Source organism: Plectonema radiosum NIES-515 (assembly GCF_025753815.1).
Classification (GTDB): Bacteria; Cyanobacteriota; Cyanobacteriia; order Cyanobacteriales; family Nostocaceae; genus Hassallia; species Hassallia radiosum_A.
On sequence record NZ_JAOWRF010000254.1, the window covers coordinates 1 to 25,370 of the forward strand.

The 25,370-nt window shown below is 41.3% G+C and carries 21 protein-coding genes; 13 read left to right on the forward strand and 8 right to left on the reverse strand.

Annotation, left to right across the window (positions count from 1 at the left end; all coding sequences use genetic code 11):
- Nucleotides 1–294: 294 nt before the first annotated feature.
- Together OGM63_RS17945 and bchB are read left to right on the forward strand one after the other, a co-directional pair.
- Nucleotides 295–819, forward strand: a complete 525-nt coding sequence (locus tag OGM63_RS17945; RefSeq protein WP_263746992.1) for a tetratricopeptide repeat protein — start codon at nt 295–297, stop codon at nt 817–819.
- A gap of 413 nt (nt 820–1,232) precedes the next feature.
- Nucleotides 1,233–2,759 carry a ferredoxin:protochlorophyllide reductase (ATP-dependent) subunit B gene (bchB, locus tag OGM63_RS17950; protein WP_263746993.1) on the forward strand — a complete coding sequence of 509 codons (1,527 nt, stop codon included), beginning with the start codon at nt 1,233–1,235 and terminating at the stop codon, nt 2,757–2,759.
- Nucleotides 2,760–3,232: 473 nt separating this feature from the next.
- Here the strand turns inward: bchB and OGM63_RS17955 are convergent, their stop codons facing one another.
- Nucleotides 3,233–3,433, reverse strand: coding sequence for a hypothetical protein (locus OGM63_RS17955; RefSeq protein ID WP_263746994.1), 201 nt, complete (start codon nt 3,431–3,433; stop codon nt 3,233–3,235).
- 198 nt (nt 3,434–3,631) lie between these two features.
- Between OGM63_RS17955 and mnmE the strand changes: the two genes are divergently transcribed.
- Complete coding sequence (mnmE, locus tag OGM63_RS17960) at nt 3,632–5,020, forward strand: tRNA uridine-5-carboxymethylaminomethyl(34) synthesis GTPase MnmE (protein ID WP_263746995.1); 1,389 nt, start codon at nt 3,632–3,634, stop codon at nt 5,018–5,020.
- Between the two features lie 105 nt (nt 5,021–5,125).
- A complete protein-coding gene (locus OGM63_RS17965) occupies nt 5,126–5,890 on the forward strand; it encodes an SDR family NAD(P)-dependent oxidoreductase (protein ID WP_263746997.1) in 765 nt (254 codons plus the stop codon).
- Between the two features lie 187 nt (nt 5,891–6,077).
- Here OGM63_RS17965 and OGM63_RS17970 read toward each other — a convergent pair whose 3' ends face one another.
- Both OGM63_RS17970 and OGM63_RS17975 read right to left on the reverse strand, forming a co-directional pair.
- The gene (locus OGM63_RS17970) at nt 6,078–7,301 is read right to left on the reverse strand and encodes an RNA-guided endonuclease InsQ/TnpB family protein (RefSeq protein WP_263746999.1); all 1,224 of its coding nucleotides are present in this window, start codon (nt 7,299–7,301) and stop codon (nt 6,078–6,080) included.
- Between the two features lie 526 nt (nt 7,302–7,827).
- Nucleotides 7,828–8,676 (reverse strand): DMT family transporter, encoded by an 849-nt coding sequence (locus OGM63_RS17975; protein WP_263747001.1) that lies wholly within the window; start codon nt 8,674–8,676, stop codon nt 7,828–7,830.
- Between the two features lie 377 nt (nt 8,677–9,053).
- Between OGM63_RS17975 and OGM63_RS17980 the strand changes: the two genes are divergently transcribed.
- Complete coding sequence (locus OGM63_RS17980) at nt 9,054–9,800, forward strand: 2OG-Fe dioxygenase family protein (protein WP_263747003.1); 747 nt, start codon at nt 9,054–9,056, stop codon at nt 9,798–9,800.
- A 216-nt stretch (nt 9,801–10,016) separates the two neighbouring features.
- Here the strand turns inward: OGM63_RS17980 and OGM63_RS17985 are convergent, their stop codons facing one another.
- The 3 genes from OGM63_RS17985 to OGM63_RS17995 form a co-directional block, all read right to left on the reverse strand.
- Nucleotides 10,017–10,409: a type II toxin-antitoxin system VapC family toxin gene (locus tag OGM63_RS17985; protein WP_263747004.1), complete on the reverse strand. Its 393-nt coding sequence runs from the start codon at nt 10,407–10,409 to the stop codon at nt 10,017–10,019.
- On the reverse strand, nt 10,396–10,659 hold the full coding sequence (locus OGM63_RS17990) for an AbrB/MazE/SpoVT family DNA-binding domain-containing protein (RefSeq protein WP_263747005.1): 264 nt from the start codon (nt 10,657–10,659) through the stop codon (nt 10,396–10,398). The genes OGM63_RS17985 and OGM63_RS17990 overlap by 14 nt, the downstream gene beginning before the upstream one ends.
- 65 nt (nt 10,660–10,724) lie before the next feature.
- Nucleotides 10,725–12,110, reverse strand: a complete 1,386-nt coding sequence (locus tag OGM63_RS17995) for a lysophospholipid acyltransferase family protein (protein ID WP_263747006.1) — start codon at nt 12,108–12,110, stop codon at nt 10,725–10,727.
- Between the two features lie 944 nt (nt 12,111–13,054).
- Here OGM63_RS17995 and OGM63_RS18000 point away from each other — a divergent pair.
- From OGM63_RS18000 to OGM63_RS18015, 4 genes are all read left to right on the forward strand, one after another.
- Nucleotides 13,055–13,648, forward strand: coding sequence for a hypothetical protein (locus OGM63_RS18000; RefSeq protein WP_263747007.1), 594 nt, complete (start codon nt 13,055–13,057; stop codon nt 13,646–13,648).
- Nucleotides 13,649–13,750: 102 nt separating this feature from the next.
- The gene (locus OGM63_RS18005; RefSeq protein WP_263747009.1) at nt 13,751–15,334 is read left to right on the forward strand and encodes a mechanosensitive ion channel family protein; all 1,584 of its coding nucleotides are present in this window, start codon (nt 13,751–13,753) and stop codon (nt 15,332–15,334) included.
- A gap of 76 nt (nt 15,335–15,410) precedes the next feature.
- On the forward strand, nt 15,411–16,424 hold the full coding sequence (gene pstS / locus OGM63_RS18010) for a phosphate ABC transporter substrate-binding protein PstS (RefSeq protein WP_263747011.1): 1,014 nt from the start codon (nt 15,411–15,413) through the stop codon (nt 16,422–16,424).
- A gap of 111 nt (nt 16,425–16,535) precedes the next feature.
- Nucleotides 16,536–18,242: an iron uptake porin gene (locus OGM63_RS18015; RefSeq protein ID WP_263747013.1), complete on the forward strand. Its 1,707-nt coding sequence runs from the start codon at nt 16,536–16,538 to the stop codon at nt 18,240–18,242.
- Nucleotides 18,243–18,513: 271 nt separating this feature from the next.
- Here OGM63_RS18015 and OGM63_RS18020 read toward each other — a convergent pair whose 3' ends face one another.
- Nucleotides 18,514–20,046 (reverse strand): SagB/ThcOx family dehydrogenase, encoded by a 1,533-nt coding sequence (locus tag OGM63_RS18020; RefSeq protein WP_263747015.1) that lies wholly within the window; start codon nt 20,044–20,046, stop codon nt 18,514–18,516.
- A gap of 477 nt (nt 20,047–20,523) precedes the next feature.
- Between OGM63_RS18020 and OGM63_RS18025 the strand changes: the two genes are divergently transcribed.
- Together OGM63_RS18025 and OGM63_RS18030 are read left to right on the forward strand one after the other, a co-directional pair.
- Nucleotides 20,524–21,693, forward strand: coding sequence for an MFS transporter (locus OGM63_RS18025; protein WP_263747017.1), 1,170 nt, complete (start codon nt 20,524–20,526; stop codon nt 21,691–21,693).
- 73 nt (nt 21,694–21,766) lie between these two features.
- A complete protein-coding gene (locus OGM63_RS18030; RefSeq protein WP_263747018.1) occupies nt 21,767–22,693 on the forward strand; it encodes an aromatic alcohol reductase in 927 nt (308 codons plus the stop codon).
- 133 nt (nt 22,694–22,826) lie between these two features.
- On the opposite strand, the gene OGM63_RS18035 is transcribed toward OGM63_RS18030, so the two are convergent.
- Nucleotides 22,827–23,744, reverse strand: a complete 918-nt coding sequence (locus OGM63_RS18035; RefSeq protein ID WP_263747019.1) for a DUF4349 domain-containing protein — start codon at nt 23,742–23,744, stop codon at nt 22,827–22,829.
- A gap of 190 nt (nt 23,745–23,934) precedes the next feature.
- Between OGM63_RS18035 and OGM63_RS18040 the strand changes: the two genes are divergently transcribed.
- Nucleotides 23,935–24,267, forward strand: a complete 333-nt coding sequence (locus tag OGM63_RS18040; protein WP_263747020.1) for a DUF1493 family protein — start codon at nt 23,935–23,937, stop codon at nt 24,265–24,267.
- A gap of 91 nt (nt 24,268–24,358) precedes the next feature.
- Nucleotides 24,359–25,225 (forward strand): aldo/keto reductase, encoded by an 867-nt coding sequence (locus OGM63_RS18045; protein WP_263747021.1) that lies wholly within the window; start codon nt 24,359–24,361, stop codon nt 25,223–25,225.
- The last annotated feature ends 145 nt before the right edge of the window (nt 25,226–25,370 follow it).

The window sequence follows — 25,370 nt, forward strand, 5'->3', positions numbered from 1 at the left end:
CCCCACTCCCTACTCCCCACACCCTACTCCCTACTCCCCACACCCTACTCCCTACTCCCCACACCCTACTCCCCCCACCCTACTCCCCACACCCTACTCCCCACACCCTACTCCCCACACCCTACTCCCCACACCCTACTCCCTACTCCCTACTCCCTACTCCCCACTCCCTACTCCCCACTCCCTACTCCCTACTCCCTACTCCCTACTCCCTACTCCCTACTCCCTACTCCCTACTCCCCACTCCCTACTCCCTACTCCCAACTCCCAACTCCCAACTCCCTAATAAAAACAATGCATAAGAATCTACCAGTTATTTATCTCTCAATTTTTATTGTGTTGCTTGGCTTCGCAGTCGTGAGCATTTTTAAAGAAGTGTTCAAAAGTCGCAGAATGGAAAGCTCAATGTCACGCTTGCGGAAAAAACTGAGTACATCCAAGGGTACGACTCAAGAATATTATGAGTTAGGGAGTATTTATTCGGAAAAGAAAGTGTTTTCTCAAGCGATCGCACTTTTTCAAAAAGCCCTCAAAGCTGCCGAAGAAGAAGGCGAAGAAAATACCGCCCCGATTTATAATGGACTGGGGTATACTTACTTCGCACAAGAACAGTATGATTTAGCGATTCGTCAATACAAAGAAGCGCTTAAATCTAAACCTGAGTATGTAACAGCCCTAAATAATCTCGCTCATGCCTACGAGAAAAAGAATTTAACTGCTCAAGCTCTAGAAATGTACGAAGAAGCACTGAAAATTGACGCAAATAATGCTACGGCAAAACGTCGCGCTCAATCTTTGCGACGCCTAGTTTCTGCGTAATCAACTTTCCTTGCATTTGCCCAATCTCCTGCCAGAGAATAAATTCTCTGGCTAATAGCGCTCATTCCACGCTTTGTGGACTTTATATCGCTTCATAGTCCTATGTGCGAGGAATGAGGGCTATAAGAAAAGCCATTTTAATCGCAGGCAGGTGGCGTCATGCAAGATATAATTTAACCCAAGTTGCAGAATTGATAAATTTGCCATCTTATTAAGATTTATATAACTTTGACAACACAAATGTTGTTAAAATATGAAGCTCAACTCCAATCAGTAACCAGGTTTGAGCGATCGCCATTTGTGTAAAGTCCTGTGAGCGTCTATTCCCTAAGAACTCTCAAATGTTGCAGAATCAGAAACGATTTAACAATCAAGCACTTATTGTCGGTTTAAATTAAAGGGAGAACACAGTCATGAAATTGGCTTATTGGATGTATGCTGGTCCGGCTCACATAGGCACACTGCGGGTTGCCAGTTCTTTTAAAAACGTTCATGCGATCATGCACGCTCCACTCGGTGATGACTATTTTAACGTTATGCGTTCCATGCTAGAGCGCGAGCGGAACTTCACCCCGGTGACAACCAGCGTCGTAGATCGCAACGTTTTAGCACGGGGTTCTCAAGAAAAAGTGGTAGATAACATCACCCGCAAAGACGCTGAGGAACACCCCGATTTGATTGTGTTAACTCCTACCTGCACCTCTAGTATTCTCCAAGAAGATTTGCACAACTTTGTGGAGCGATCGCAGTTAGAAGCTTCATGTGACGTCATGCTAGCGGATGTAAACCACTACCGCTTCAACGAACTGCAAGCTGCCGATCGCACTTTGCAACAAATCGTTCAATACTATATTGAGAAAGCTCGTAAAAAAGGCGAACTTCCAGAAGGTAAAAGCGAAAAACCCTCAGTTAACATCATCGGTTCTTCTACCCTTGGTTTCCACAACCACCACGACTGCACCGAACTCAAGCGGTTGATGGCTGACTTGGGAATCGAGGTAAATACCGTCATTCCCGAAGGCGCTTCGGTGTACGATATTAAGAAGATGCCCCGTGCCTGGTTTAACCTCGCACCTTACCGCGAACTCGGTTTAATGGCGACTAGTTACCTCGAAGCCGAATTCGGCATACCTTGCGTAGATATTACGCCAATGGGTGTAGTAGAAACTGCGCGTTGTATCCGGAAAATTCAGCAGGTGATAAATGCTCAAGGCGCTGAGGTTGATTACGAAGAGTTCATCAACGAACAAACTTTGTATGTATCCCAGGCTGCATGGTTCTCCCGTTCCATTGACTGCCAGAACTTGACAGGTAAAAAAGCAGTCGTGTTTGGCGATAATACCCACGCTGCGGCGATGACCAAGATTTTGGCACGGGAGATGGGAATTCATGTAGTATGGGCGGGAACCTACTGCAAATACGATGCTGACTGGTTCCGCGAACAGGTAAGCGAGTATTGCGATGAAGTGCTGATTACTGAAGATCATGGTGCAATTGGAGATGCGATCGCTCGTGTTGAACCCTCAGCAATTTTCGGCACCCAAATGGAACGTCACGTAGGTAAGCGCTTAGACATCCCCTGCGGTGTCATTGCTGCACCGATCCACATTCAGAACTTCCCCCTTGGTTACAAGCCATTCATGGGCTACGAAGGTACAAATCAGATTGCAGATTTGGTCTATAATTCGTTTACTTTGGGAATGGAAGATCACCTATTAGAAATCTTCGGTGGACACGACACCAAAGAAGTGATTACCAAAGGAATTTCTGCGGGTTCTGACTTGAACTGGACAAAAGATGGGTTGGCAGAATTGAACAAGATTCCTGGATTTGTGCGGGGTAAAGTCAAGCGAAATACCGAGAAATTTGCACGCGATCGCGGATTTAAAGATATCAACGTCGAAGTACTATACGCTGCAAAAGAATCCGTCGGAGCGTAGATAGTTGCCGCTAAATTAGAAACACTCACTTTTTTGCGTTGCTGAATTCAAATATGAAACTCAAAAACCAAGGCTCTTAAACCCTTACTCTAGTGCGACTGGAGCGAACGGACACGTTGCTCACTCCTCCAAAAGCGCACTTCATTTGTCCTCCTAGAAGTGAAACAAATTCATATCCTTTCTTCAGCAACGCCCACTTTTTCTTGACTCACAGATATAATACCGTTTCACCCTCATGTGTGCTCCAAATTATTCTCTTTTCCCCAGGAATAAGTGCCCCAAGCATTGCTGCGGTCTATTTGGATCAACCTGAAAGTAAAACGGTATTATAGCTGAAGTGAACCCTATTGGGATAATGTTATGAGGTGCGGAGTTAGGAATCGTAGAAACACTCATCTTTTACTTTCGTACAGACAGGAACCGGAGCGTCTCTACAACTCCTAACTTTATTCCTAACTCCTCACTTGCAACTTTTAAATATCTTCAGGCAAAATCCATTTTGGAGGTTCTGTCATTTTTTTGAGTCGTGCAGCTTCCGCTATCTCCAACATTTTATCTAAAGATGTATCTTCGATAAATTGTGACGTCGCTTCTTTAAACTCTAAATTAGGGCATTTATCACCCAAAACGCACCCGTTAACACAGGCTTCAGCGCAATTAATCTTTTGCTCCACAGTCAACTCCTTTATCTCAAAATTATGAGTTATGAGTTAGAGTTTTTACTCTCTGCTCCTAACCCTCCAGATAAATTTTACCTTGTCAATTCGCCACCTCCAATGCCTAAATGCCTATATGGTATATCTAACCCAAATAGCGATCGCACTCTTGCTACCCTAGGCAATAGATAATGTATCTTAGTTGAAAAAGCGCTCATGTCGGAATTTGCTACAATTGGCACCATCGCAGCGATCGCTACTGCTGTTGTTCCGCAACAGGGTAGTGTCGGAATTGTGCGCTTATCTGGTAATAAAGCTTTGCAAATTGCCCAAACTCTTTTTCATGCACCTGGGCATCAAGTTTGGGAATCTCACCGCATTCTCTACGGTTACATTCGTCATCCGCTTTCCGCAACACTGGTGGATGAAGCACTCTTGCTGATAATGAAAGCACCCCGTTCTTATACGCGTGAAGATGTGGTAGAATTTCATTGCCACGGGGGAATTATCGCTGTGCAGCAAGTGTTGCAACTGTGTTTGGAAAATGGCGCCTTCCTCGCTCAACCCGGAGAATTTACCCTCCGCGCCTTTTTGAATGGGCGACTAGATTTAACTCAAGCTGAGAGTATTGCTGATTTAGTCGGTGCAAAATCGCCCCAAGCAGCACTTGCAGCATTAGCTGGTTTGCAGGGGAAATTAGCTCATCCCATCCGGCAGTTACGCGCTAACTGCTTGGATATATTAGCGGAAATCGAAGCTCGCATCGACTTTGAGGAAGACTTACCTCCGCTGGATGATAAAGTAATCATATCAGAAATTGAGAAAATTACCGCAGAAATAATTAAGGTATTAGCAACATCAGATAAAGGCGAACTCTTACGCACAGGTTTAAAAGTGGCGATTGTCGGGCGTCCGAACGTGGGAAAATCGAGCTTGTTGAATGCATGGAGCCAAAGCGATCGCGCTATTGTTACCGATTTACCCGGAACCACCCGTGATGTAGTTGAATCGCAGCTAGTTGTTGGTGGAATACCCGTGCAAGTGCTGGATACAGCAGGAATTCGCGATACCATTGACCAAGTAGAGAAGATTGGCGTCGAGCGATCGCGTCGTGCCGCAAGTGCAGCCGATTTAGTATTGCTTACTATCGATGCTTCCGCAGGTTGGACTCAAAGCGATGCAGAAATTTACTTGCAAGTACAACATCGTCCTTTAATTTTGGTTCTCAATAAAATCGACCTTGTAGAAACGCAGCATATTGCATCTATTGATTATCCGAAAAATATAAGTCAAGTTGTTCAAACCGCAGCGGCTAATAATCAAGGAATTGAGGCTTTAGAAAAAGCTATTTTAGAGATAGTTCAAACCGGAAAAGTCCAAGCGGCTGATATGGATTTAGCAATAAATCAAAGACAAGCAGCCGCGTTAACAAAAGCTAAAATATCATTAGAACAAGTGCAAGGGACAATTGCCCAACAATTACCATTCGATTTTTGGACAATTGACTTGAGAAGTGCAATTTATGCATTAGGAGAAATCACAGGTGAGGAAGTTACAGAATCAGTTCTCGACCGGATTTTTCAGAAGTTTTGCATTGGCAAGTAGTGACGACTTCAGTCGGACTCCGAGTATAATAAGAGGACTTCAGTCCTCACTACGGTATAATAAGAGAACGACTAAAGTCGTCACTACGAATACCATTTTAACTCAATGTCTTTTCTTAATCAAATTAGCAATGCTAACGTCTTAATTGTCGGAGCTAGCCAAGGCATTGGTTTAGGTTTTGTACAAAAATTCCTGCAAGATGACAGAATAGCCAAAATCTACGCAACCTATAGAGAATCTGCTGATGAATTAATCACTATTGAAAGCGAAAACGCTGAAAAACTAACTTGTTTGCAAATAGATATTACCGACGAATTGCAAATTAGCGAAGCTGCTCAAAAAATCCGCGCAGAAGTTAATAAACTCAACTTTGCGATCAATTGTGTTGGGTTACTCCATGATGAAAGTTTGCAACCAGAAAAAAGCTTAAGACAAATAAATTCAGATAATTTGCTGCGCTACTTCCAAGTTAATAGTATTGCATCTGTGCTACTTGCTAAACATTTATTACCGCTATTTCGTCATCAAGAACGCAGCATTTTTGCGAGTATTTCTGCTAAAGTTGGTAGTATTGGCGATAATCAACTTGGTGGATGGTATGGCTACCGTGCATCCAAAGCCGCACTCAATATGTTTATGCGAACAGTGGCAATTGAGTATGGTAGAAACAGCCCGAAAACTATAGTTGTGACATTACACCCAGGTACAACCAATACACAGCTTTCTCGTCCATTTCAGAGCAATGTACCAGCGGAAAAATTATTTACAGTCGAGCGAACTGTTAGTCAATTACTAGCAGTTATCGAACAGCTTCAACAAGAAGATAGCGGGCAGTTTTTTTCTTGGGATGGTAGCCGATTACCTTGGTAAAATGAGGGAATTAAGTAGTTATATTATGTCCGTTTAATTAACAGTAATAAAAATCTGCCATCGTGAGACGTTCCGCACCGAACGTCTCTACATTGTAAGGAATAAACTTGACATGATATTACTATTTAATAATAAGGCTCAAACCGCTCATAGGAATCTGGACAAAGCTGCCCAAGAGTAGCCATTGCTAGACAACTACGTTTGTAATTTTAGTCCAAAGTCCTAAAACTACAGGGATAAACGGCAATCCCACTATCCCATCCATAAAGTTTGGGATTACTTTACGAGCTATATTCATGCTTCCATTGGTATCAGCATTTATGATTCTGCCAATGTTCGTTTTATATAAACCGCGCTTAACACGTTTGCCACTGAAGACTCGTTTGATATCAGAGTTGGTGTTGAAAGTTGGTAGTTTATCATCATCCAAAGCACTAGCTTTGGATGTGTAGCTTTCTTCAGTCAAAGTCACTTCAATACCTGCCAATTGTGCTTTGTAGGTTAAAAGATTAATCAGCTTGGTATGAGGAATCTTGGTAAAATCTTGATTGTTCTTTCTACCAATGTTTATATCTTGCTTCCAACCTTGATTGTTACCAATGATTAAATGACCGATATCATTTAACTGACACCAATCAATGACTCTGCGGGTACTAGTATGAAGATAGTTATCAATCCTTCTATCGCGCTTACTGTTGAGTGCTTTAATTTGCTTACTCGCTTCAATTGATTGCGCTAAGGCTACTCGTTTATTGAAAAATTGGTTAATACTTTTCAAAGGTCTACCATTAATCAAAAACGGTCTGATACCGGGATGATTGGATGTTATAGCCATTAAATTGTTTAAACCAAGGTCTACACCAGCAACGTATTGACTATCTGATTTCGGTGCATCATTGATTGTATAGACAACTTCAATAACGTAATGGTCAAGCTTTGGAACAATTCTTACTTGGTCTACATTTGTAGCTTGAGTAGGAAACTCAATATTGGTTTGAGATAGCTTGATCGTGCCTTTATTTAAAGCTGGTTTTGATATTGCATCTATTGGATAAATGACGACATTTCTACCGCGTTCTTTGTGTTTATATCCTGGCATTTTAGGCTTGCCAAGGTATTTTTCAGAATGCTTTGACCAATCTTTAAGAGCAGTTAACCATCCTTTCCAAGCGTCCGTTACTCTTCTAACTATTTGTTTACTTACTTTAGTTGGCAAATAGCGATAGGCTTCTAAATTTTTGGTTTGATGATAGATATCAATTGAGTTGTAATACTTTTTGGTTTCAAAGAAGTATTGACGTTGAACGTAATTAGCTGAGTTATAAAGATGCTTGGATTGTAACGCTAAATAATCGCACTCTTTCCAAAATTGGTGCTGTCTGCTGATTATGTGTTTTTCTACTAGTTGCATTTCCTCGAATAAAATTTGTTAATATGCATGATAACAAGCATAAAAAATCGTGTCAATGCCATTTGAAAAAAATAATCCTCATCGATATACAAGAAAGCTCAAACGACCTCTGGGTAAGATGATTGGGTTCAGAGGCTATGAAGGTCAAAGTGAACAATTAAAAACCGTCCCTAATTGGCAAGAACGGCTAAGAGAATTTGTTGATCAACTGATCTCAGACCTACCCAAAAATGAGTAGTAATGGGTAGAGGTGGGTAGGAATTAAGTTACAGTTCTCAACCCTTTCTCCCCCTGCTCCCTGCCCCCTGCCTTAACGATAACGATAATTATTTACGCCGACCTACTTATGTCTGCTGGTTAGAGCATTGGGTATTTAAAAGTATCATAGGCTACAAAATCTTTGGCGATCGCTCTTTGAGAAAAACTTTTTGGTTTACTGATACCCAAAGCCACACAAACAATAACGCAAGCGCTAGCCGTGGAAAGTGAGGGCTTACCTTCTGCAAACCCTAGTTAAAGGTTTTTTCTATGCTACAACATTAACTTTGGTTTGGCTTAAAACCATTGCCACCAGCACAAGAGTTGCGCCAATCAGACCGCTTATTCCTAACTTCTGTCCAAGGAGCAAAAACGAGAAGATCGTTGCGAAAACTGGCTCAAGAGTGTAGAAGATCGCTGCATCAAAAGCCGAAACCGAAACTTGAGCAATCGCTTGCAACCAAGTACTCCCAGCAGTAGCAATCACACCCAGGTAGATGATGGCAGGGAGGTTGTCATGTATTACCCCAAGCTGCCCAACTAGTTCCGGACCTACCCAAAGCGCACCCAGCACCGTTACGACCCATAGCTGAATTGCCGTTAGTGCTTGAGATGGGTGGTGTCGCGTAGCAGACTCTAGTACCAGCAGGTAGATTGAGTAGACGAAGGCATCGCAGAACATTAACAGATCACCGATAACTAAGGCTCCACTTTCCCAAGACATTACCCCAATACCACTCAAAGCAAGGAAGGCAGCAAGGAAATTCTTAGGTCGTAAGCGCTGACCGAGGAGCAACCCCAGTAGTGGCACTAAAATTGTGTTCAGGCTAGAAATAAATGCTGCTCGGTTGGCATGTATGGTTTGTAGCGCAATTGCTTGGGTAGCAAAGCTGCTAAAGAGTAGAAGTCCTAATAGCAAGCCATCCTTTAAGAGTTTAGCGTTTATATTGCGTAACTGAGGTATAAAAATTACAGATGCCACCGCAAACCGGACAGCAATTAATGCAGCCGGCGATATGCCATTGACAACATATTCGACCAAGGGGAAGGTCGTGCCCCAGATTAGAGTGATAACAACCAGCAGTATTAAGCCCTGAATATGCGAAGCTTTTTGCACTGTTTGATCGTGTTTTTACTTAAAAATTAATCTTTTCTAAGTTTAACAGAAGTTTACAAACAGAATTTTGTATCTTTAAAATAAAGTCGTAAAGTTTCAGAGTCGTGAAAGTTTTGAAGTAGCGTACTTATGGTTTGCGTGAGAAAATAAATATATCTTTGTTTTGCAGAAATTGACCCATAAATTAAACTCCTGGGCTAACTATCAAAAAATTGCAGATGGTGATCTAAGCCGCTAAACGAAGAATTTGGTCTAACAAAGAGTGAGCGTGACGGCAAGTCCGCTTCAGGAGGGGACTTTTGGGAAAGCACCCGACAAGCGATCGGAAAATGAAGTTTAAAGAAAAATAAAATAGTCCACTTATCAGGGATATCGATATGTTAAGCAAAGGTCAACAGCCAAACCAGGTGAAAGATGCGCTGCGAAAGCAGGGGTTTTGCATGGTGAAGGGTGATGAGTTAGGTCTCGATCCATCTGTGCGCACTCACGAAGCTGAATTCGCCAGCGAGTGGAGCAATCTTGGGTCTGATGACTATCTCAAAAATTCCGCGAAGTTTCGTAAACGACGATACGGGAGGTTTTGCTATATACCCAGCGAGCGTAGTATACGCCAGCTAGCGCATCAACCCTACTATCAGTCGAGTAGCGCGAATTACTACGCAGGAGGCATTCACCGAGTTGTTGCGCCGCTGACAGACACTAGTGTCAAAAACCCACTGCTCGCTGAACTGATTAGATTTGATTTCGATCGCTTTCCAGTTAATGCAGAAGTTTTCCATGATACCTGGGAGGTGGCATGTCATCAGTTTCAAATCATCTCCCGACCTGGCGAACTAGGGGAGCCTACCCCCGAGGGGATTCACCGGGATGAAATTGATTTTGGTGCCATTCATCTTCTATCGAGGAGCAATGTTAACGGGGGTCAAACTCAAATCTATGACCTAGAGCGAACACTTGTCACCGATTTCCTCCTCGAATCGCCGATGGACAGCATGTTTTGGAACGATCGCCAAATACTGCACGCAGTCAAATCATTTACCCCCTTTGACCCCAAACAACTAGCAATTCGTGATATTCTGGCCCTAGGTTATAAACGTGATCCTGCGCTTCGGGATGCATTTTGATCGACAATCCTAACAGTCAAGGTAGACTACGCAGATTAAGGGACTTCCAGAAAATAAAATGATGAAAGTAGTGTGTCGTATATTCGCTGAAAAAAGTGTATATTTGCCACCAGAACAATAAAAAGCGCGGTTTTCGGTAGGGAAGACGTAAATAAACCGTGAAGAACATGAAGATTCTTTGCGGTTTATTTGCAGCTATGAAAAACTTATTTTTAGCTAAATCGGCTTTTTAACCTCACAGTTCGTTAGCCCATATGCTTTTTTCACAAACTTATCATCAAATGTGTAAAATTCTGAATAATGCTGGCTATGGGCTAAATGAAAAGCATCCGCAAAATCTAAACCAGTCTCATGCCATTGTAAAACTTGAGCAATTAAGGTTTCATTGGCAAGATGAACATTTGGCAACCCAAAAAGCCTTTTTAAAGCTTCACAAATTTCGGTTGGTTTAAACTTGTATGCAAATCGCAGCACCCATTCAGTTTCCAGGATTACAGTATCTGGGATAAAAACATCGTATGTCTTGAAAATTTCTCTACTCTTTTGGAACTGTAATTCGTCATCTTGGGTTAACAGTCGTACAACAATATTAGTGTCAACCGCAACCATGCCATGATTCCTCTATTCCTTTGCGTATCGCATTATCCATATCCTCAATACTTTGCGGTTTCCCTTGATATTTTAAGCAACCAGCGACATCATCCAATGTGGTTTCTGGAAAAGGTTTTTTAGGTTTGAGAAGAATACCATCACCCATATCAATAGCGATGAGTTCTTGACCGACTTCCCAATGATGCGCTTCCCGCAAAGACTTGGGAATAATAACTTGTCCTTCACTGGATAATTTTGTGATTTCCACGAGTTCACAAAGCCAAAAAAGTAAGAATGATGTCAAAATTATATCATTGATAAAAAGTTGAGTTGTTACAAAATCATCTTCTCTAAGGCTGTTTGCAAATCTCCCTTCAAATCATCAACTGCTTGTCTGGCACTAACGCGATTTTTCTGATAACTTGAAAAACGTTCTGTAAGGGAAATTGGTTCACTTATTGTTACCCGCGTTTTTCGCCAACCTAAGCGAGGTCGTGCTGGGTTTTTATCTCCTTTAATGCGGGAAATTAAATCAAACAAAATTAATGATGTTTCGGCAAATCTTTCAAAAGTAGGCTTTTCTTTGATATAGTTTGCTGTAACCGCGACAAAACTCTCTGCTAAACGCATATGTAGCATCCGCAGAGATGCTTCTTCGGCAATCCAATCTGCCAAGCCGCGATGTAAAGGGGATAAACTATTTAAAGAAGGCAAATCTGCGCGATAAATATCTTCCCAACCGGCTGATTCGATCCGGCGACATCGTTCAATTACAGTTCCTTCGCTTTCTAGATGAAAATATTGCTCTGCTGCTTGTAAGCCTTTATTTAGTATTGCTTGAAGTCGAGTATCAATGTCTTGGTTAGGGTTAGTAGTTGGTGTTTGGTGGTAAAAGCGATCGCTAAATTGTTCCATCTGGGAAAGCACATGTTCACCAAGCCGCAAAATTCGCTCTAAAAATAACTTTTCTCTCTCAATTGATTCACCAATTGGTTGTACCGACAAACCGCTATCAGCTTCTAACTTACTCAAAAGCAAATTCAATTTTTTCCAACTTGGATTAATGTAAAAATATTGAATAGCGATCGGCACAATCAAAACTTCCTCAGAACGATTAGCTTTTGCCAAATCTTCTGCACACCAAAAGCCTAACTGAGCAACTCCAGGTTCTAAAGGACTGACAATTTCACTATGTCCATTAGTGCCTCCTTCTGGCGCTACACTAATAGGAAACTTGCCATTAGCAAACAACTCCCGTGCGTTTCGCAAACCAACTCTATCGAGTCGCTTACCTCGATAAATCGATAAACCTCCTAAGCCAGACAACATCCAACCCAGCCATTTACCAGCCCATAAAGTCATTCCCCGGTCATAAAGAAAGTAAGAATGAGCGGGGTATTGTAATGAAATATTCTGTTGACGCGCTACTTTTGGTACAGCCTTGGAAAGTAAATACATCATCGAGAGAGGATCGTCAACTTCAGAGTGACGAAATGCCATTAAAAAGCGAATTTTACCGTTTTGAAATTGTTGGTAGAGATTAACTAAGGTCTCTACATTTACAGTTTCAATTTGCGCGATACCCGCAGGTAGCCACGGTCGAAGCCGAAAGCGTCGCAACACTGGCAAAAGCGCTTTGACAACATAGTATACAAGCAAATTAAAGTGCTGTGGGATAAATTCTAGACGTGGTTGAGCGCGGTCAATCGGATGCGGCAAGGTGACTCTCCAGGTTGTGTTGCTTCAATATGGGGTTTCACAAAGGATGACAAATGTGGCACAAGCGTTCGTTTACTAGATCCGCAACCACCCACAACTATCTCAGATGTACACGAAGTGCGTAGGAGTGTTCACCTTTATGTGTCCCGTTCGCGTAGCGTCTCCGACAGGAGAAGGGAAGGAGAAGGCTGTCCACATTTGTCCGGATCTAGTCCAAGGGAATCTCTAACTTAGCGAAAAATTAGCCTTACGCTTTACCCTCTAATCTCGACTTTATCCAAAATTAAGAGGATGTTTTAAAAGTTTTGGGCGAATAGAATTCGCTACTACACAACCCAAGTCCACCTCCGTGGACTAAGAGAAAATCAAGGGTTTTAACCCACGAAGGTGGGTTTTGTTTGTATAGCCGCGACTTCTAGTCGCCAGGGCTGGTATGAATTGAGACTTTACAAACATCCTCTAAGAGTAGTGACTTTGTTTATTCGGCAAAAACCCTAGCTATAAGTGCAAATATTTTTTCGGTGTCACTGATTCTCAATCAAGTCTAAAAAATAAAATTATCGTCCTACAAGGGTTTCAGGGTCAGCTTTTGGATTTTGTAAAAATGAAGAAAGTCAAGCTAATATCATGTCCAAAAATTAACACTAATAAAAATATTGCAACCGTCCTAGAGACGTTCGGTCAGGAAGGTCTCTAGAGTATGTGTGATTTGCGCTCCCATGATATAATGGCGAAATTTTGCAGTATAATTCTCCTTCTTTACTTGATTTTTAACATCTATCGAGAGAAATATCTTGTCTATTGTAAAAATTACCCAAATATAGTAAATATAAGACTTAAGCTAGATGACACTCTTTGTTCAGCGTGTGAAGTGCGGCATAAGTTAAGCGAGTATTGACTGTTGACTATCAACTGTTAACACTCAACAGCCACCACTTATATAAATGGAAATAAATAACCCCAAAAAATACAAACCAACTAAAAAAGTCATGATGTTTTACACAAATACTTGGCAGAGAATATTAATCGTTATAGGAATGGCAATTTCTACTTCTTCGATTTATCCCTGTAATGTTCAGGCTCAATCTTTGGGTGAAAAAGGCAATATATTAATAGCTCAGAATTTAGGGGGAATAGTACGAAAAATACCCCTCGAAGAAGTACCACTGACAACAATGTCTGCTGCAAAAACAGTGACAAATGCTCAATTTAACCAAGCCCGAATTGAACTGAAGTCAGATGGTTCTTTAATATATATTATGAGAGGAAAAAACCAACAAGGCTTTCAAGTTGAAGCACAAGTTACTCCCAGTGGCACTATTATTCAAGTTGATGAGCAAATAGACACCAGTGCAGTTCCGGAAATTGCTGTGAAAGCTTTCAAACGATGGGCACCAAATGACCAAATTATCAGCATTTGGCGGAGTACCCGTCTTGGGGAATTGTACTATCAATTTGTGATTCAGGATTTTTGGTTAGAAGTTGCTACTGATGGGAATAAAGTTATGATTTACCGAAAAAAAGTTAATATCACTTAAAGGATGCTGAAAAAGCCATGCCATTTTGAATTTGGTGTTTTAGAATTTAGATTGGTTAACTCCCAAATCTAAATTCTAAAACAAGATTAATTATTTGGACAAATGAACATATTAATTATTTTTGCTGAAGTCGCCATTGTCATCTTTATTTTTTTATTATTAACATGGTTGGTAGGCAATTTATCTAAGCTATTGATTAAAGTTTCAATACTGAAGCTCGACAATAGAAGGCTCAAAATCCTGCGTCGGAACATCACAGGGTTTTTGTTAATTAGTTGCTTAATATTGTGCATTTTGATTGTCGGTGCTAATGGTTTTCTACTCTATCAAGGTGAAAACCTGCAAAAATATACATTAAACCTGATTAACCGTATCCCATCAGGATTTTGGATAACACTAGGAATTGGTATTGCTCAGAGCATTGGCATTTTGATTGTAGCGGCGATCGCGCTGAAATTTATCAACTATTGGCTGAAGGTAGCTAGCACTTACGCCAAGAACTTAGAAACAAACACCGCCGATGATGAAAGCATTGATGCTTTTTTTAGCGCCCTAAATCAAAGAATCAGAGGTGGAACTTGGCTGTGGGCGATCATTTGCTGTACCCAGTTTCTCAAATTACCAGCAGTAGTTTCAGAATATCTCTACATCGCACTGCGAATCTATCTAATCATTGCTGTCGGATTGCTCATACTCAAAGCAGTGGCGGCAATAGTTGATACTCTAGATGCTATGAGCGTCAGATATTCCAACCCTAATAACCTGTTGAGATTCTACGATCGCCTCCAACACCTGATACCTTTTTTAAAGCAGTGTCTGGAATTAGTGATCTACGTCTGCATGGCAACATTGGTAGTTCAGCAGGTGCAGCTAATAAGCAATGTAGCCGCTTTGGGTCTGCGAATTATCAAGATCATCGCCATCATCTTTATGAGTCGTGTGTTGTTTCAGGTCATCTACTTACTTCTTGAAGAGGTGTTATTCAAAGAGCAGAATTTGACTGAGGCGCAAAGAAGTAGACGTTTAACACTCATTCCTCTGTTTCGGAGTTTATTACAATATTTAGTTTACTTCACTGTTGTGATTTCCATTCTCTATACCCTCGACATTAATCCCACTCCTATATTGGCTGGTGCGGGTATTGTTGGGATAGCAGTGGGTTTAGGGGCACAGACACTGATCAATGATATAGTTTGCGGCTTCTTTATTCTGTTTGAAAACTACTATTTAGTAGGTGACTATATTGATGCCGGAAAAGCCGAAGAGAAAGCTGTAGAGGGTGTTGTTGAGGCGATTGAACTCAGAACCACCCGTATTAGACATCCCAATGGTCAATTGCAGATTATTCGCAATGGAGATATTGGCTCAATTACCAATTATTCTAAACAATATATATTTGCAGTAGTGGAAGTTGGCGTACCTTATAATTCCAACTTAGTTCATGTCTACAAAGTAATTGAAGAGGTAGGACAGCAGTTAAAAGCAAATGATCCAGATGTACTCGAAGCCACACAAGTAGATGGCGTGGAAAGTCTGGGTGAGTCTAACTTATTCCTGCGGACATTGACGAAGGTGAAGCCGGGAAAGCATCTTCAAATTCAGCGCGTTCTGCGGAAGATTCTGATGGATACCTTGCTCCAAGAAGGTATTCTACTTCCGGCTCCCACTAAAAGTGACGAAGATTAATTTGCCATTATTTTTGAATATCAAACCAGGCTAATTATTGCTCAGATAAACTATCCAAAATTTCATCAAAATCCTCATGAAAAACAGTAACCGCCAGAAAATTTTCACTGCCACATTAGTAGCTGCAACAACAATTACTTTCACCACTAATGGTGCTTCTGCTCAATCATTGAGAGGGGCTGGTGATTCTTTTGCTCAACCTTTGATAGAACGCTATAGACAAGAATACGAACGAGAAACAGGTGAAAAGTTTAAATATAGCTCCATTGGCAGTGGTGGTGGAATTCGGTTATTTACGAAAAACTCTATAGATTTTGGTGCTACTACTTTAATTCCCACCCCCATTGAAATCAATCAAATGGAAGATGGTTTGTTGATGGTGCCAACGGGGGGAGGTGCATTAGCTATTGTTTATCAACTCAAAGAAGTCACTAGCGATGTCAAGTTATCTCGTCAGCAATTGGCAAAAATATTCACAGGTGAAATTACTAATTGGCAACAAGTTAATCCCCGTCTTCCTAATCAAAAAATCCAAGTTGTAGTTTGCTCTGACAATTGCGGTACTAGCTTTATTCTCACTAAATACTTACGGAAAATTAGCGGGGGAAAAATACTAGCTAGTAGAAACCCAGATTGGGGATTTCGGGTATTTGCTGCTCTCAGCCAAGATAGTGAAATCGCTGGAGAAGTCCGACGCATTGATGGTGCTATTGGCTATGTCCAAACAAACGTTGCTCTAGCAAACAATCTGTCGATCGCGAGTATTGAGAATCAATCTGGTAATTATGTTAAACCAACTCTAGAAGAAACCAAGAAAGCCCTAGCAAATATCAAATTTCAAGATGACTTCACAACAGAAGATATCCAAGATCCAAAAAATGGTTATCCCTTGGTAAGTTTAACTTGGCTGCTAGTGCATAAAAAGTATGCCAATCAAGATATCCTGCAAAAAATTAAAAACTTGTTGATGTGGATTTCGACTAAAGGACAACAATTTAATGAAAAATCAGGATACACTAAAATTCCTGATGATGTTAACACCAAAGTAATTGAAGCTGTCAATAATGAAGTGAAAATTCGTCCTTTTTAAAACTGTATTTATCTGCTAAAAAATTTAGGATGCCAAAAATTCCGCATTCCTACATTAGAATATATCAATCTAAAAATGAGACATTTTGTGTGTGAGAATTAATCAAAGTTTATGAAAAAATTGGATGTGCCTTTTACTCTTACTTCACTCATCTTAAGCGGTAATTTACTAACTTCATCACCAGTCGTAGCACAAACTAATTTAAATGTAAATATTTCCCAAGTATCATCTCAAGATCAATTAACGTTCGTAACTGCTAATTTCGAGCCTAAAGTTGAAGAAATCCCGGCAAAGGAAACATCACAACCGCAAAGCGAACAACTATATAGTAGTGCTCCTCCTGAGTTAGATGAAATCATCAATGTCAATCAATTACAAGATGTTACACCCGACCATTGGGCTTATGAAGCACTGCGTAATTTAGTAGAAAAATATCAATGTATTAGTGATTCTGGTGAGGGAAAATTTAATGGTAATCGGGCAATGACCCGTTATGAATTTGCAGATTCATTAAATAATTGTTTGCTAAAAATTGGACGTTCAATTTACAGCTTGAGCAATAAATTTGCGAGCCAAGAAGACTTAGCAACTTTTAAAAAATTGCAAGAAGAATTTGCTCAAGAACTGCAAAATGTTACTGCCAGAATAGATAACTTAGAAGATAAGACAGCTTTGATTCAAGAGCAGCAGTTTAGCACTACTACAGTTTTAAAGGGTAACGTAAGCTTTAACTTCATTAGCGCCTTTGGTGATAAAAAATCAGTTTCTCCTGGTAGTAACTCCACAGAAAAAGTAAATACAAATCCCACCCTATCAGGACGAACAATATTGACCCTTGATACCAGTTTTACAGGGAAAGATAGATTGCGAACCCAACTCGTAGCAGGGAATGTTAATAATTTTGGCAGTGGTGTCACTGGCACAGATATGACTCTTTTGACAGGTGCAATAAACACTGGTAATAATGTCAGATTAGGTTCGCTATTTTATGAATTTCCCATAGGCGATCGCGGCATATTAGCCATTGCTCCGATAGCAAACTTTCCCACTCGCATTTTTCCGGCTCTTAATCCTGTCAACTCAATCTCCAATTTTGGTGGAGAAAGTCCTATCTACTCCTTTGCTTTTGGTAGTGGTGCAGTAGCTTACTATCAATTCACCGACAAAATCGCCGCAGGTATCAGTTATTTAAGTAGTTCTGGTGACGCTCCCAATCAAGGACTATTTGGTGGTCAATATACTGCTTTAACTCAAGTAACCTATACTCCATCAGATAAAATCGGGATTGCTTTTACCTACGGTCACTATTATGCTCCGCAACCTGATGCAAGTATTAATGTCACGGGGAGTAAGGGTAGTCAATTTGCTCAATTACCATTTGGTGCAGATACACCGACTTCCTCCAATGCTTTTGGCTTACAATTTACCTATAAATTTAGCGATAAATTTACTTTAGGGGGTTGGACTAGCTACTTTAACGCTCAAGCTGAGGGTTCACCCACTGTTAGTGGTGTCAATGGCTCCCAAGGCGATCGCGCAGATATCTGGAGTTGGGCAATTACCGCATCCTTAACAGATTTGGGCAAATTAGGCAGTCAATTAAGTTTTGTCTTTGGGATTCCTCCCAAAGTGACAAACAATGATGTTAGCGATCGCCGCGATCCAGATACTTCCTTGCATTTGGAATTATCTTATAACTATCCACTGACTGACAGAATTTATATTACTCCGGGATTTTTGATGATTACAAATCCAGAACATAATGCAGCGAATGATGCAGTTTGGGTTGGATTGATGCGAACTTCTTTTACATTTTGAGGAAGTAATACTGCGGTATGAGCGATCGCTCTTCATCCAAAAGATTTTCGGTTCTATCGCCTCATATCATGTCCCGTTAATTGCCTATATTAGACATAGGAGTAGAAAACAATGTAGAGACGTGAAATTTCACGTCTAATTAAGGGTTATGGGCAACGCATAGTTCAATTCGGTCGATGTCTATTGTAGAGACGTTCCATCGGAACGTCTCTACGAGGGTTGCAATGTTTTTATTGATGTTAATTAAGCGGACACGATATCACTTGATGTTTTACCTCGGTCTTCCCAATGTTGTGATGTAAACAACTGCCTCCTCAGCAGGAATACCTAAAACTTCATTCACATGGTCGTCGAAGAAGCCACCGATACCGCTGACACCCAAATTGAGGCGAATAGCGGCTAAATTCAGCCTTTGCCCCAAATGACCGGCATCCATGTGTAAATAACGGTAAACGCGATCGCCATATTGAGCCACGGCATTTTTCAAATCTGCCGTATGAAAAAGCACCGCAGCCGCATCTCGCCCTAATTCTTGCCCCAAGCAGAGATAGTGTAATTCTCCCTGAAAGTTTTTAAAGCGAATTTGTCTTAATTCTTGTGCTTTCGGTGCGTAATAATAACAGCCTGCGTCAAGTCCTTTCACCCCAGAAACAGCAATAAATGTTTCGATGAGATTCAAATCAAAGTAGTCTGGTTCTGGATCTAAACCTTGGTCGATGTAACTTTTGGGTTGGTAAGTAAAATTGAGTAAAGCTTTCAGTTCATCAAAAGTTAAATTGCTACCGCTGTAAGCGCGGGTAGAACGTCGTTTGAAGATGTTCACTTCCAGTTCGTTTAGTTTGTTTCCCCAGTCGATGGGGGTGGTAGCGGTAGGAATTTTTTGACAAAAAGGAAAGTTGTATTTATCTTCTAAAGATTTTTCTTGTTTCACCTCTGGTAAGTTGAGCTTGCCAGTGGTGCCTGGTAGAATTTGTGTGGAGGTATGGAAATATCTCAACAGTTCGCCATCGGGTATTTGCGGATAATCAATTTCCGTGGGGGATGGTAAAGCGGTTCGTCCTAAAGGCAGATTTTGTTTGACATCCAATAAGTCAGCTAAAGAAAGCACAGCTACTGCTCCTTCAAGTTGTGAATCGAGATAAAGTAGTTCGTTCACCGCATCATCGACAAAACCGCCGATTAAGTGGGGACGATAATCAGTAATTGCACCAGCTAACTCAATATTGCCTAAAAGGTGTCCAGAATCGAGAAAAATCCGGCGATAAGCGCGATCTTCATAACGCCATTGGGAACGATAGAAAACCCCAGTAATGATTATCGCCAATTGGGTATTTTCTAATGTCGGATGCCACAAACAAGCTGATTGCAAAGCTTGCCAAACATCACTTTCCCAATAATGCATCAGCGAATGATCGCGACACTGATAATTGTATAATCCAGGTGGCAACAACGGCGTGCCACGAGAAACTACATACACCTCAGCGGGATATAATCCACCCGCACTCGGTGCCGAGCGCAGATAAATCGTGCTTCCCATCGAAGGCATTTTCGCCGTCAGCCCATAACTACAAAATAGCAGTCGCGAAAGTCTTTGCCACCATTGAGCATCTGGGTTATCGGCAAATTCTCCTGGTTTTTCTTGGATGTAGGATTTGAGATCGAAGGAAGAGCCAATTTTGTACTCTTTAAAAGGCACAGGCTGCTTTGCCCAGTCAATACTGTGACTTTTCGAGGCAAGAGTTTGCGGATCGTATTTAGTGCGATCGTGGTAGTGCTGGGCAATTGATTGGCGTAGTTCTGGCATACGAGCTTTAATATCCTTCTACTACCTATCTTGGCACTTTGGAGCCGATAAGTTTCGTCTTCGTTAGTACAAATGGTGAGTGGGAAAGCTGATATCTTGCACCTTTAGGCTAAACCACTAATACTTACATTTAAAAGTAAATAAATTTGCTAAAAAAACTAGTTTAATTTCAGTCCATTTTAATGGATTTATGCTATAAGACTGGGACTTACACTCCCAGTCGGACGATAACACACCTCAAAGAATCTGTAATTATTTTGACGTGTGTTTTCACAGATGCAAGATATGGGAAAGTTAATGCCGTACTCAGCATCGCCTTGAGAAAATAAAGCGACATTTACGCCAAAAATGCTGATATAATGCACTTTTTAGCCAAACAATGATTCTGTACTCACGGACTCAATGTCAGGAGCGCGACCGCGCTTTTAGTATAACAATATTAAGGGATAGAAGGTAATGCGGCGAGTTATCTGCATCATGGTTCTGTTTTATTTAATTCAAACTTACGGAAGTCTTCCAGGACTTTTCGGTCTTCCGCTTACGATCTATCTCAAAGAAAACCTTCAACTTTCACCCCCTCAGTTAGCAAGCTTTAGCAGTTTAGTTTTTACTCCTTGGATGATTAGACCACTTTACGGAATTATTGGAGATGCAATTCCGATATTTGGCTATCAGTTCAAAGGCTACTTCTTTATTTGTTATACGCTAGCGCTGGGAGTGTTATTAGGATTAGCTGGCTTAAAATCCTACACGATTAATGTGTTGGCGATCGCTATCACTTTACTCAATTTCTCTATAGCCTTTAGCGACGTACTTACAGATAAAATCATGGTCGTTCAAGGCAGGATTTTTAACAACACTGCTGGCTTCCAAGCGGCTCAATGGACTGCTCTTAGTTTTGGGAAAGCGCTTTTGTATTATATCAGCGGCTGGCTAGCTCAAAATTCTACTTTAGCGATCGCTTTTGGCATTAACGCAATTGTGCCATTGATTGGTTTGGTCGGAACCTTTGTGTTACTTGGAAATGAAAAAAAGCAAGAAAAAACAGTTTTAGTCAAAACTAGTGTGAAATCCCTTTGGACAGCAGTCAAGTCACCGCAGTTTCTAGCTGTTGTTGCCTTTATTGCTTGCCTGGAATTTACTCTCGTGCCGCCTCTTGTTAATTACATCATATATTACTATCAAGATGTCTTGAACTTTGATAAACAATCTTTAGGTGTTTTGGGTACATACGAAGCAATTGCCAATGCTTTAGGTGCGATTGTTTTTGGCATCTTTGCCTTGAAGATTTCCCGACAGTTCCTACTAAAGATGGCGATTGGATTAACTACTATTTCTACACTCGGTTTATTATTTATACATAATATGCAAAGCGCAATCTTGGTGAGTATCTTTTTTGGATTTTTCGCCATGATAGCTATGTTGGGTGTATTAGAAATTGCCGCCAGAGCTTGTCCTGTTGGTGCGGAAGGATCAACTTACGCATTGCTAATGTCTGTATATATCTTTGCTACACAACCAGGTCCAATCTTAGGCGGTTACTTATATAATTGGGGAGTTGCACCTTCAGTTCTTGTTATTATCAGTGCAGGATTTACCGCGCTGTGCTGGTTTCTAATTCCTCTACTTAAGTTAAAGGAAGAGTAATTGAGCGCGAAGAGTCTGTCTCATTGATGGATAGCGGCAAAGGATAAATTCTGTAAACTTTACAAGGAAAATTATGACTACAAAATTGACGGTTCTGGTTGCTGGTGCTACTGGGATGTTGGGTTCTAAGATTGTTTCGGCTCTACTCGACAAAGGCAACATTGATGTTCGAGCAATGGTGCGTAGGTTTAGCCCAACCCAGGCATCGCTCAACGACAGCAATGCAGAAAACCGTCAAAAGATCGACGCAATGAAAGCCAAGGGGGCGGCGATCGTCGAAGGCGACGTAATGCAGCCGGAAACCTTACTGCCAGCGTGTGCAGGGGTCGATGTTGTCGTATCTGCGATCGGTAACAATGAAGTGACTACACCAGGGCAGAAAAACTTGATTGATGCTGCCAAACAGCAGGGCGTGAAGCGGTTCATTCCCTCAGATTACTCCGTGGACTACCGCAAGCTGGACTACGGCGACAACGACAACCTGGATAAGAGAAAGGAAGTATTTGAGTATCTTCAGCACAGCGGTTTGGAATATACCTTAGTTCTCAACGGGGCATTTATGGATATCATCACCTATATGCCGCTGTTTGACCTGGAACATCAGACATTTCAATACTGGGGCGATGGTGAAACCCCGCTCGATTTCACCACCACTGATGATACCGCCAAGTATGTGGCGGAAGCCGTGAGCGACCCAGGCTTGGCAAACACGGCACTGGAAGTTGCAGGTGATACTCTGACCTCAAAGCAGTTGAAAGCCACTTATGAAGGGGCGACGGGCACAAAATTAACCGAAAAACAATTGGGTAGTATAGCAGAGATGCAAGCTTGGATTGCTACCAAAAAAGCGTCAGCCAGTTCACTCGAAGAGTACATTTACCACCAGTATATGTACGCGATGGTATCGGGTAAGGGCAAACTCGATCGCATTGGGAACGATCGCTATCCTCACATCAAACCCATGACAGTTAAGCAATTTCTCAGCAAAGGAGATTCGTAAAACCGCATTAGTGGGAAAAGCGATGGTGTCTCCGGCTCTGGCTTAGGCATCCAACTAGAAGAGGCAGAACTTAAACCCCAGCAGGGGAAAGTTTTGGCTATTTAATGGTCTGCTTATTTCCGCGCTTGCTGTACTAGTCAGAGTTAGTATCTGGTGTTCGCGTTGCTCCCGCAGAATGTCCTCGTAGCCAACGATTAAACCCATAACCAACCGCTGCCAAAGCCAATAAATAAGGACTGTAAACCATTAACCAAATACCCAACTTCAGCAAGCCAGCAGTAAAATCACCAAAAGAATTAGTAGATTTATTCCAACTTTCTTGAAGTTGTGAACCCAAAGCGCGTTGTGTTCCGTTGCTAGAAACTGCGGCTTCTAACTTCAAAGTAATGGTTGAATAAGCAACTTGATTAGTTAAATTTTTTAATTGAGCATCAATTTGTTCTATAGATTGTCGCACCTGACTAAGTTCTTGAGCAACACTCAACACATCCCGAACAGAACCAGCGCGATCCATAATTTTCTGTAAATTGGCTTCTGTTTTCCGCAAGTTAGTTAATCTCGCTTGAAAATCCACTAAGCGATCGCCTACATCTTCAGCGCTGATATTTCGACTTTGTACGGTTCCCAATTTGGCTAATTCATCTAAAGTAGGTTGTAGTAAGTTCTGCGGTACTCGTAACTGTATTGATGCGGTGTGACGAGGGTTTGTTTTTGTCGCTTGTTGTTCTTGTAAACTAATTAAATCGCCTTGCTGTTTATTGATAATTTCCGAGACAGCATTAGCACTTTTATCTACAGAATCAACAATCAAGCTTATTGCCGCTTTTTTGATTAATTGCGGACGGGAACGAGGTACTTGTGCAGTTTCAGACTTTTGAGATATTGCAGCATCACTCAAAGGTAATGCTGCGGGTTGACTTGCTGTTGTCTCATTCTTCAGTGCAGCCTTAGGTAGGTTAGGTGCAGAAGCACAACTTGTGAAAATTACCCCTCCCATCAGCACAGTCAAAAATAAAGTCGGTTTTCGTGTCGCATCAGTCAAGCTGTTCATAACCTACCCTCGGATAGTTGAAGTTAAGGCTAGTATGGCTCAATCGAAACTGGTTTCTGGCTTTGTTGCAGTTTATGTAACGGAGGAACTCACCCGAATTCACCTGCACCCTTCTAGGGTGCAGCTATAGGAACAAAGCCCACCTACGTGGGCTGAAACCGTTACTATTGAAGCATTTAGACTTAATTTAATGAGTAATAATTTTCTTGAAGACAAGGTTAAAGCTTTTGTAGCAACTCAAAGCTGTGTTGACATTGGAAAACTTTGTTTACAGACGAGGTTGAGAGAGGATTTAGGACTTTATGGTGATGACGCACAGGAGTTTTTCATCAAATTCTCTCACGAGTTTCAAGTTGAGTTATCAGAATTCAATTTTGATGAATATTTTCCACCTGAACCAATTTTGTTAGCTCCATTCATATTGCTTTTACGCTTGTTGCGAAAAAAGAGATATAAATCTATTCTTATTAAAGATTTAATAGCTGTTGCTGAGACTAAGCGGATAAATATTATTCATAATTAGATGAAAAATTAATAAAACAGATAAGCCTAAGGATGGATGAATTAGTGAAAACACTGTGAGTAGCTGGTACATAAGTGAAAGAAGCAGAAACATGGAAACGAAACAGCTAGGAAAAACGGGTGTATATGTAAGTGCGATCGCTTTGGGTGGTATGCCAATGTCGTTAAGCGATCGCCCTCCCGAATCCGAATCTCTCAAAGTCATTCATCGCGCTTTAGAATTAGGTGTTACTTTCATTGACACCGCCGACTCTTACTGCAAAGATGAATCAGATAAGCACCACAATGAGAAATTAATTCACAAAGCTTTGCAAACTTACAATGGTGATGCCAGCAATGTAGTTGTGGCAACCAAAGGTGGTTTGATGCGTCCTCAGGGAAACTGGACTCGCAACGGCAATCCTCAACATTTACGCAAAACGATCAAAGAAAGCTTTGAAGCTTTAGGTGGTGAGAAACCGATTGATGTTTGGCAATACCACTCGCCAGACCCGGATTATACCATAGAAGAAGCCCTAAAACCTGCTTCTGAAGCAGTAAAAGAAGGTTTGATTCGCTTTGTGGGAGTTTCTAACTTTTCTGTCGAACAAATCAAGCAAGCGCAAGATGTCGTGGAAATAGTTTCAGTCCAAAATCAATATAGCCCTTGGTATCGACAGCCAGAGAAAGACGGGGTATTAAAGTATTGCGAACAAGAACAATTAACCTTTTTACCTTGGAGTCCCTTCGGTGGTAGTCGTCGTCATAGTGATTTGCAAGATATTAAAGCGATCGCCCAACTAGCCTCATATAAAGGCGTATCAGTGTATTGTATAGTACTAGCGTGGCTGCGTTCCAAATCGCCCAGCATCCTACCCATACCTGGTGCGAGCAAAGTTTCCAGCATCGAAGACTCAGTGCGTGCTGTCGATGTGAAACTCTCAGATGAAGAAGTGCAAAGAATTGACCGAGAAACTTAATTAGTTAGTTGATGGTTGTTAGTTGATGGTTGTTAGTTGATGGTTGTTAGTTGATAGTTGTTAGTTGATGGTTGTTAATTGTTAGTAGTGGATTGATCGTTGTTCTCCCCCACTCCCCCACCCCCCCCCCCCCCCCCCCCCCCCC

What these genes read in the sequence shown, in the direction of transcription:
- OGM63_RS17945 (WP_263746992.1), top strand. Translation starts at nt 295, where the DNA reads ATGCATAAGAATCTACCAGTTATTTATCTCTCAATTTTTATTGTGTTG.
- bchB (WP_263746993.1), top strand. Translation starts at nt 1,233, where the DNA reads ATGAAATTGGCTTATTGGATGTATGCTGGTCCGGCTCACATAGGCACA.
- mnmE (WP_263746995.1), top strand. Translation starts at nt 3,632, where the DNA reads ATGTCGGAATTTGCTACAATTGGCACCATCGCAGCGATCGCTACTGCT.
- OGM63_RS17965 (WP_263746997.1), top strand. Translation starts at nt 5,126, where the DNA reads ATGTCTTTTCTTAATCAAATTAGCAATGCTAACGTCTTAATTGTCGGA.
- OGM63_RS17970 (WP_263746999.1), bottom strand. Translation starts at nt 7,301, where the DNA reads ATGCAACTAGTAGAAAAACACATAATCAGCAGACAGCACCAATTTTGG.
- OGM63_RS17980 (WP_263747003.1), top strand. Translation starts at nt 9,054, where the DNA reads ATGTTAAGCAAAGGTCAACAGCCAAACCAGGTGAAAGATGCGCTGCGA.
- OGM63_RS17985 (WP_263747004.1), bottom strand. Translation starts at nt 10,409, where the DNA reads ATGGTTGCGGTTGACACTAATATTGTTGTACGACTGTTAACCCAAGAT.
- OGM63_RS18000 (WP_263747007.1), top strand. Translation starts at nt 13,055, where the DNA reads ATGGAAATAAATAACCCCAAAAAATACAAACCAACTAAAAAAGTCATG.
- OGM63_RS18005 (WP_263747009.1), top strand. Translation starts at nt 13,751, where the DNA reads ATGAACATATTAATTATTTTTGCTGAAGTCGCCATTGTCATCTTTATT.
- pstS (WP_263747011.1), top strand. Translation starts at nt 15,411, where the DNA reads ATGAAAAACAGTAACCGCCAGAAAATTTTCACTGCCACATTAGTAGCT.
- OGM63_RS18015 (WP_263747013.1), top strand. Translation starts at nt 16,536, where the DNA reads ATGAAAAAATTGGATGTGCCTTTTACTCTTACTTCACTCATCTTAAGC.
- OGM63_RS18020 (WP_263747015.1), bottom strand. Translation starts at nt 20,046, where the DNA reads ATGCCAGAACTACGCCAATCAATTGCCCAGCACTACCACGATCGCACT.
- OGM63_RS18025 (WP_263747017.1), top strand. Translation starts at nt 20,524, where the DNA reads ATGGTTCTGTTTTATTTAATTCAAACTTACGGAAGTCTTCCAGGACTT.
- OGM63_RS18030 (WP_263747018.1), top strand. Translation starts at nt 21,767, where the DNA reads ATGACTACAAAATTGACGGTTCTGGTTGCTGGTGCTACTGGGATGTTG.
- OGM63_RS18035 (WP_263747019.1), bottom strand. Translation starts at nt 23,744, where the DNA reads ATGAACAGCTTGACTGATGCGACACGAAAACCGACTTTATTTTTGACT.
- OGM63_RS18040 (WP_263747020.1), top strand. Translation starts at nt 23,935, where the DNA reads ATGAGTAATAATTTTCTTGAAGACAAGGTTAAAGCTTTTGTAGCAACT.
- OGM63_RS18045 (WP_263747021.1), top strand. Translation starts at nt 24,359, where the DNA reads ATGGAAACGAAACAGCTAGGAAAAACGGGTGTATATGTAAGTGCGATC.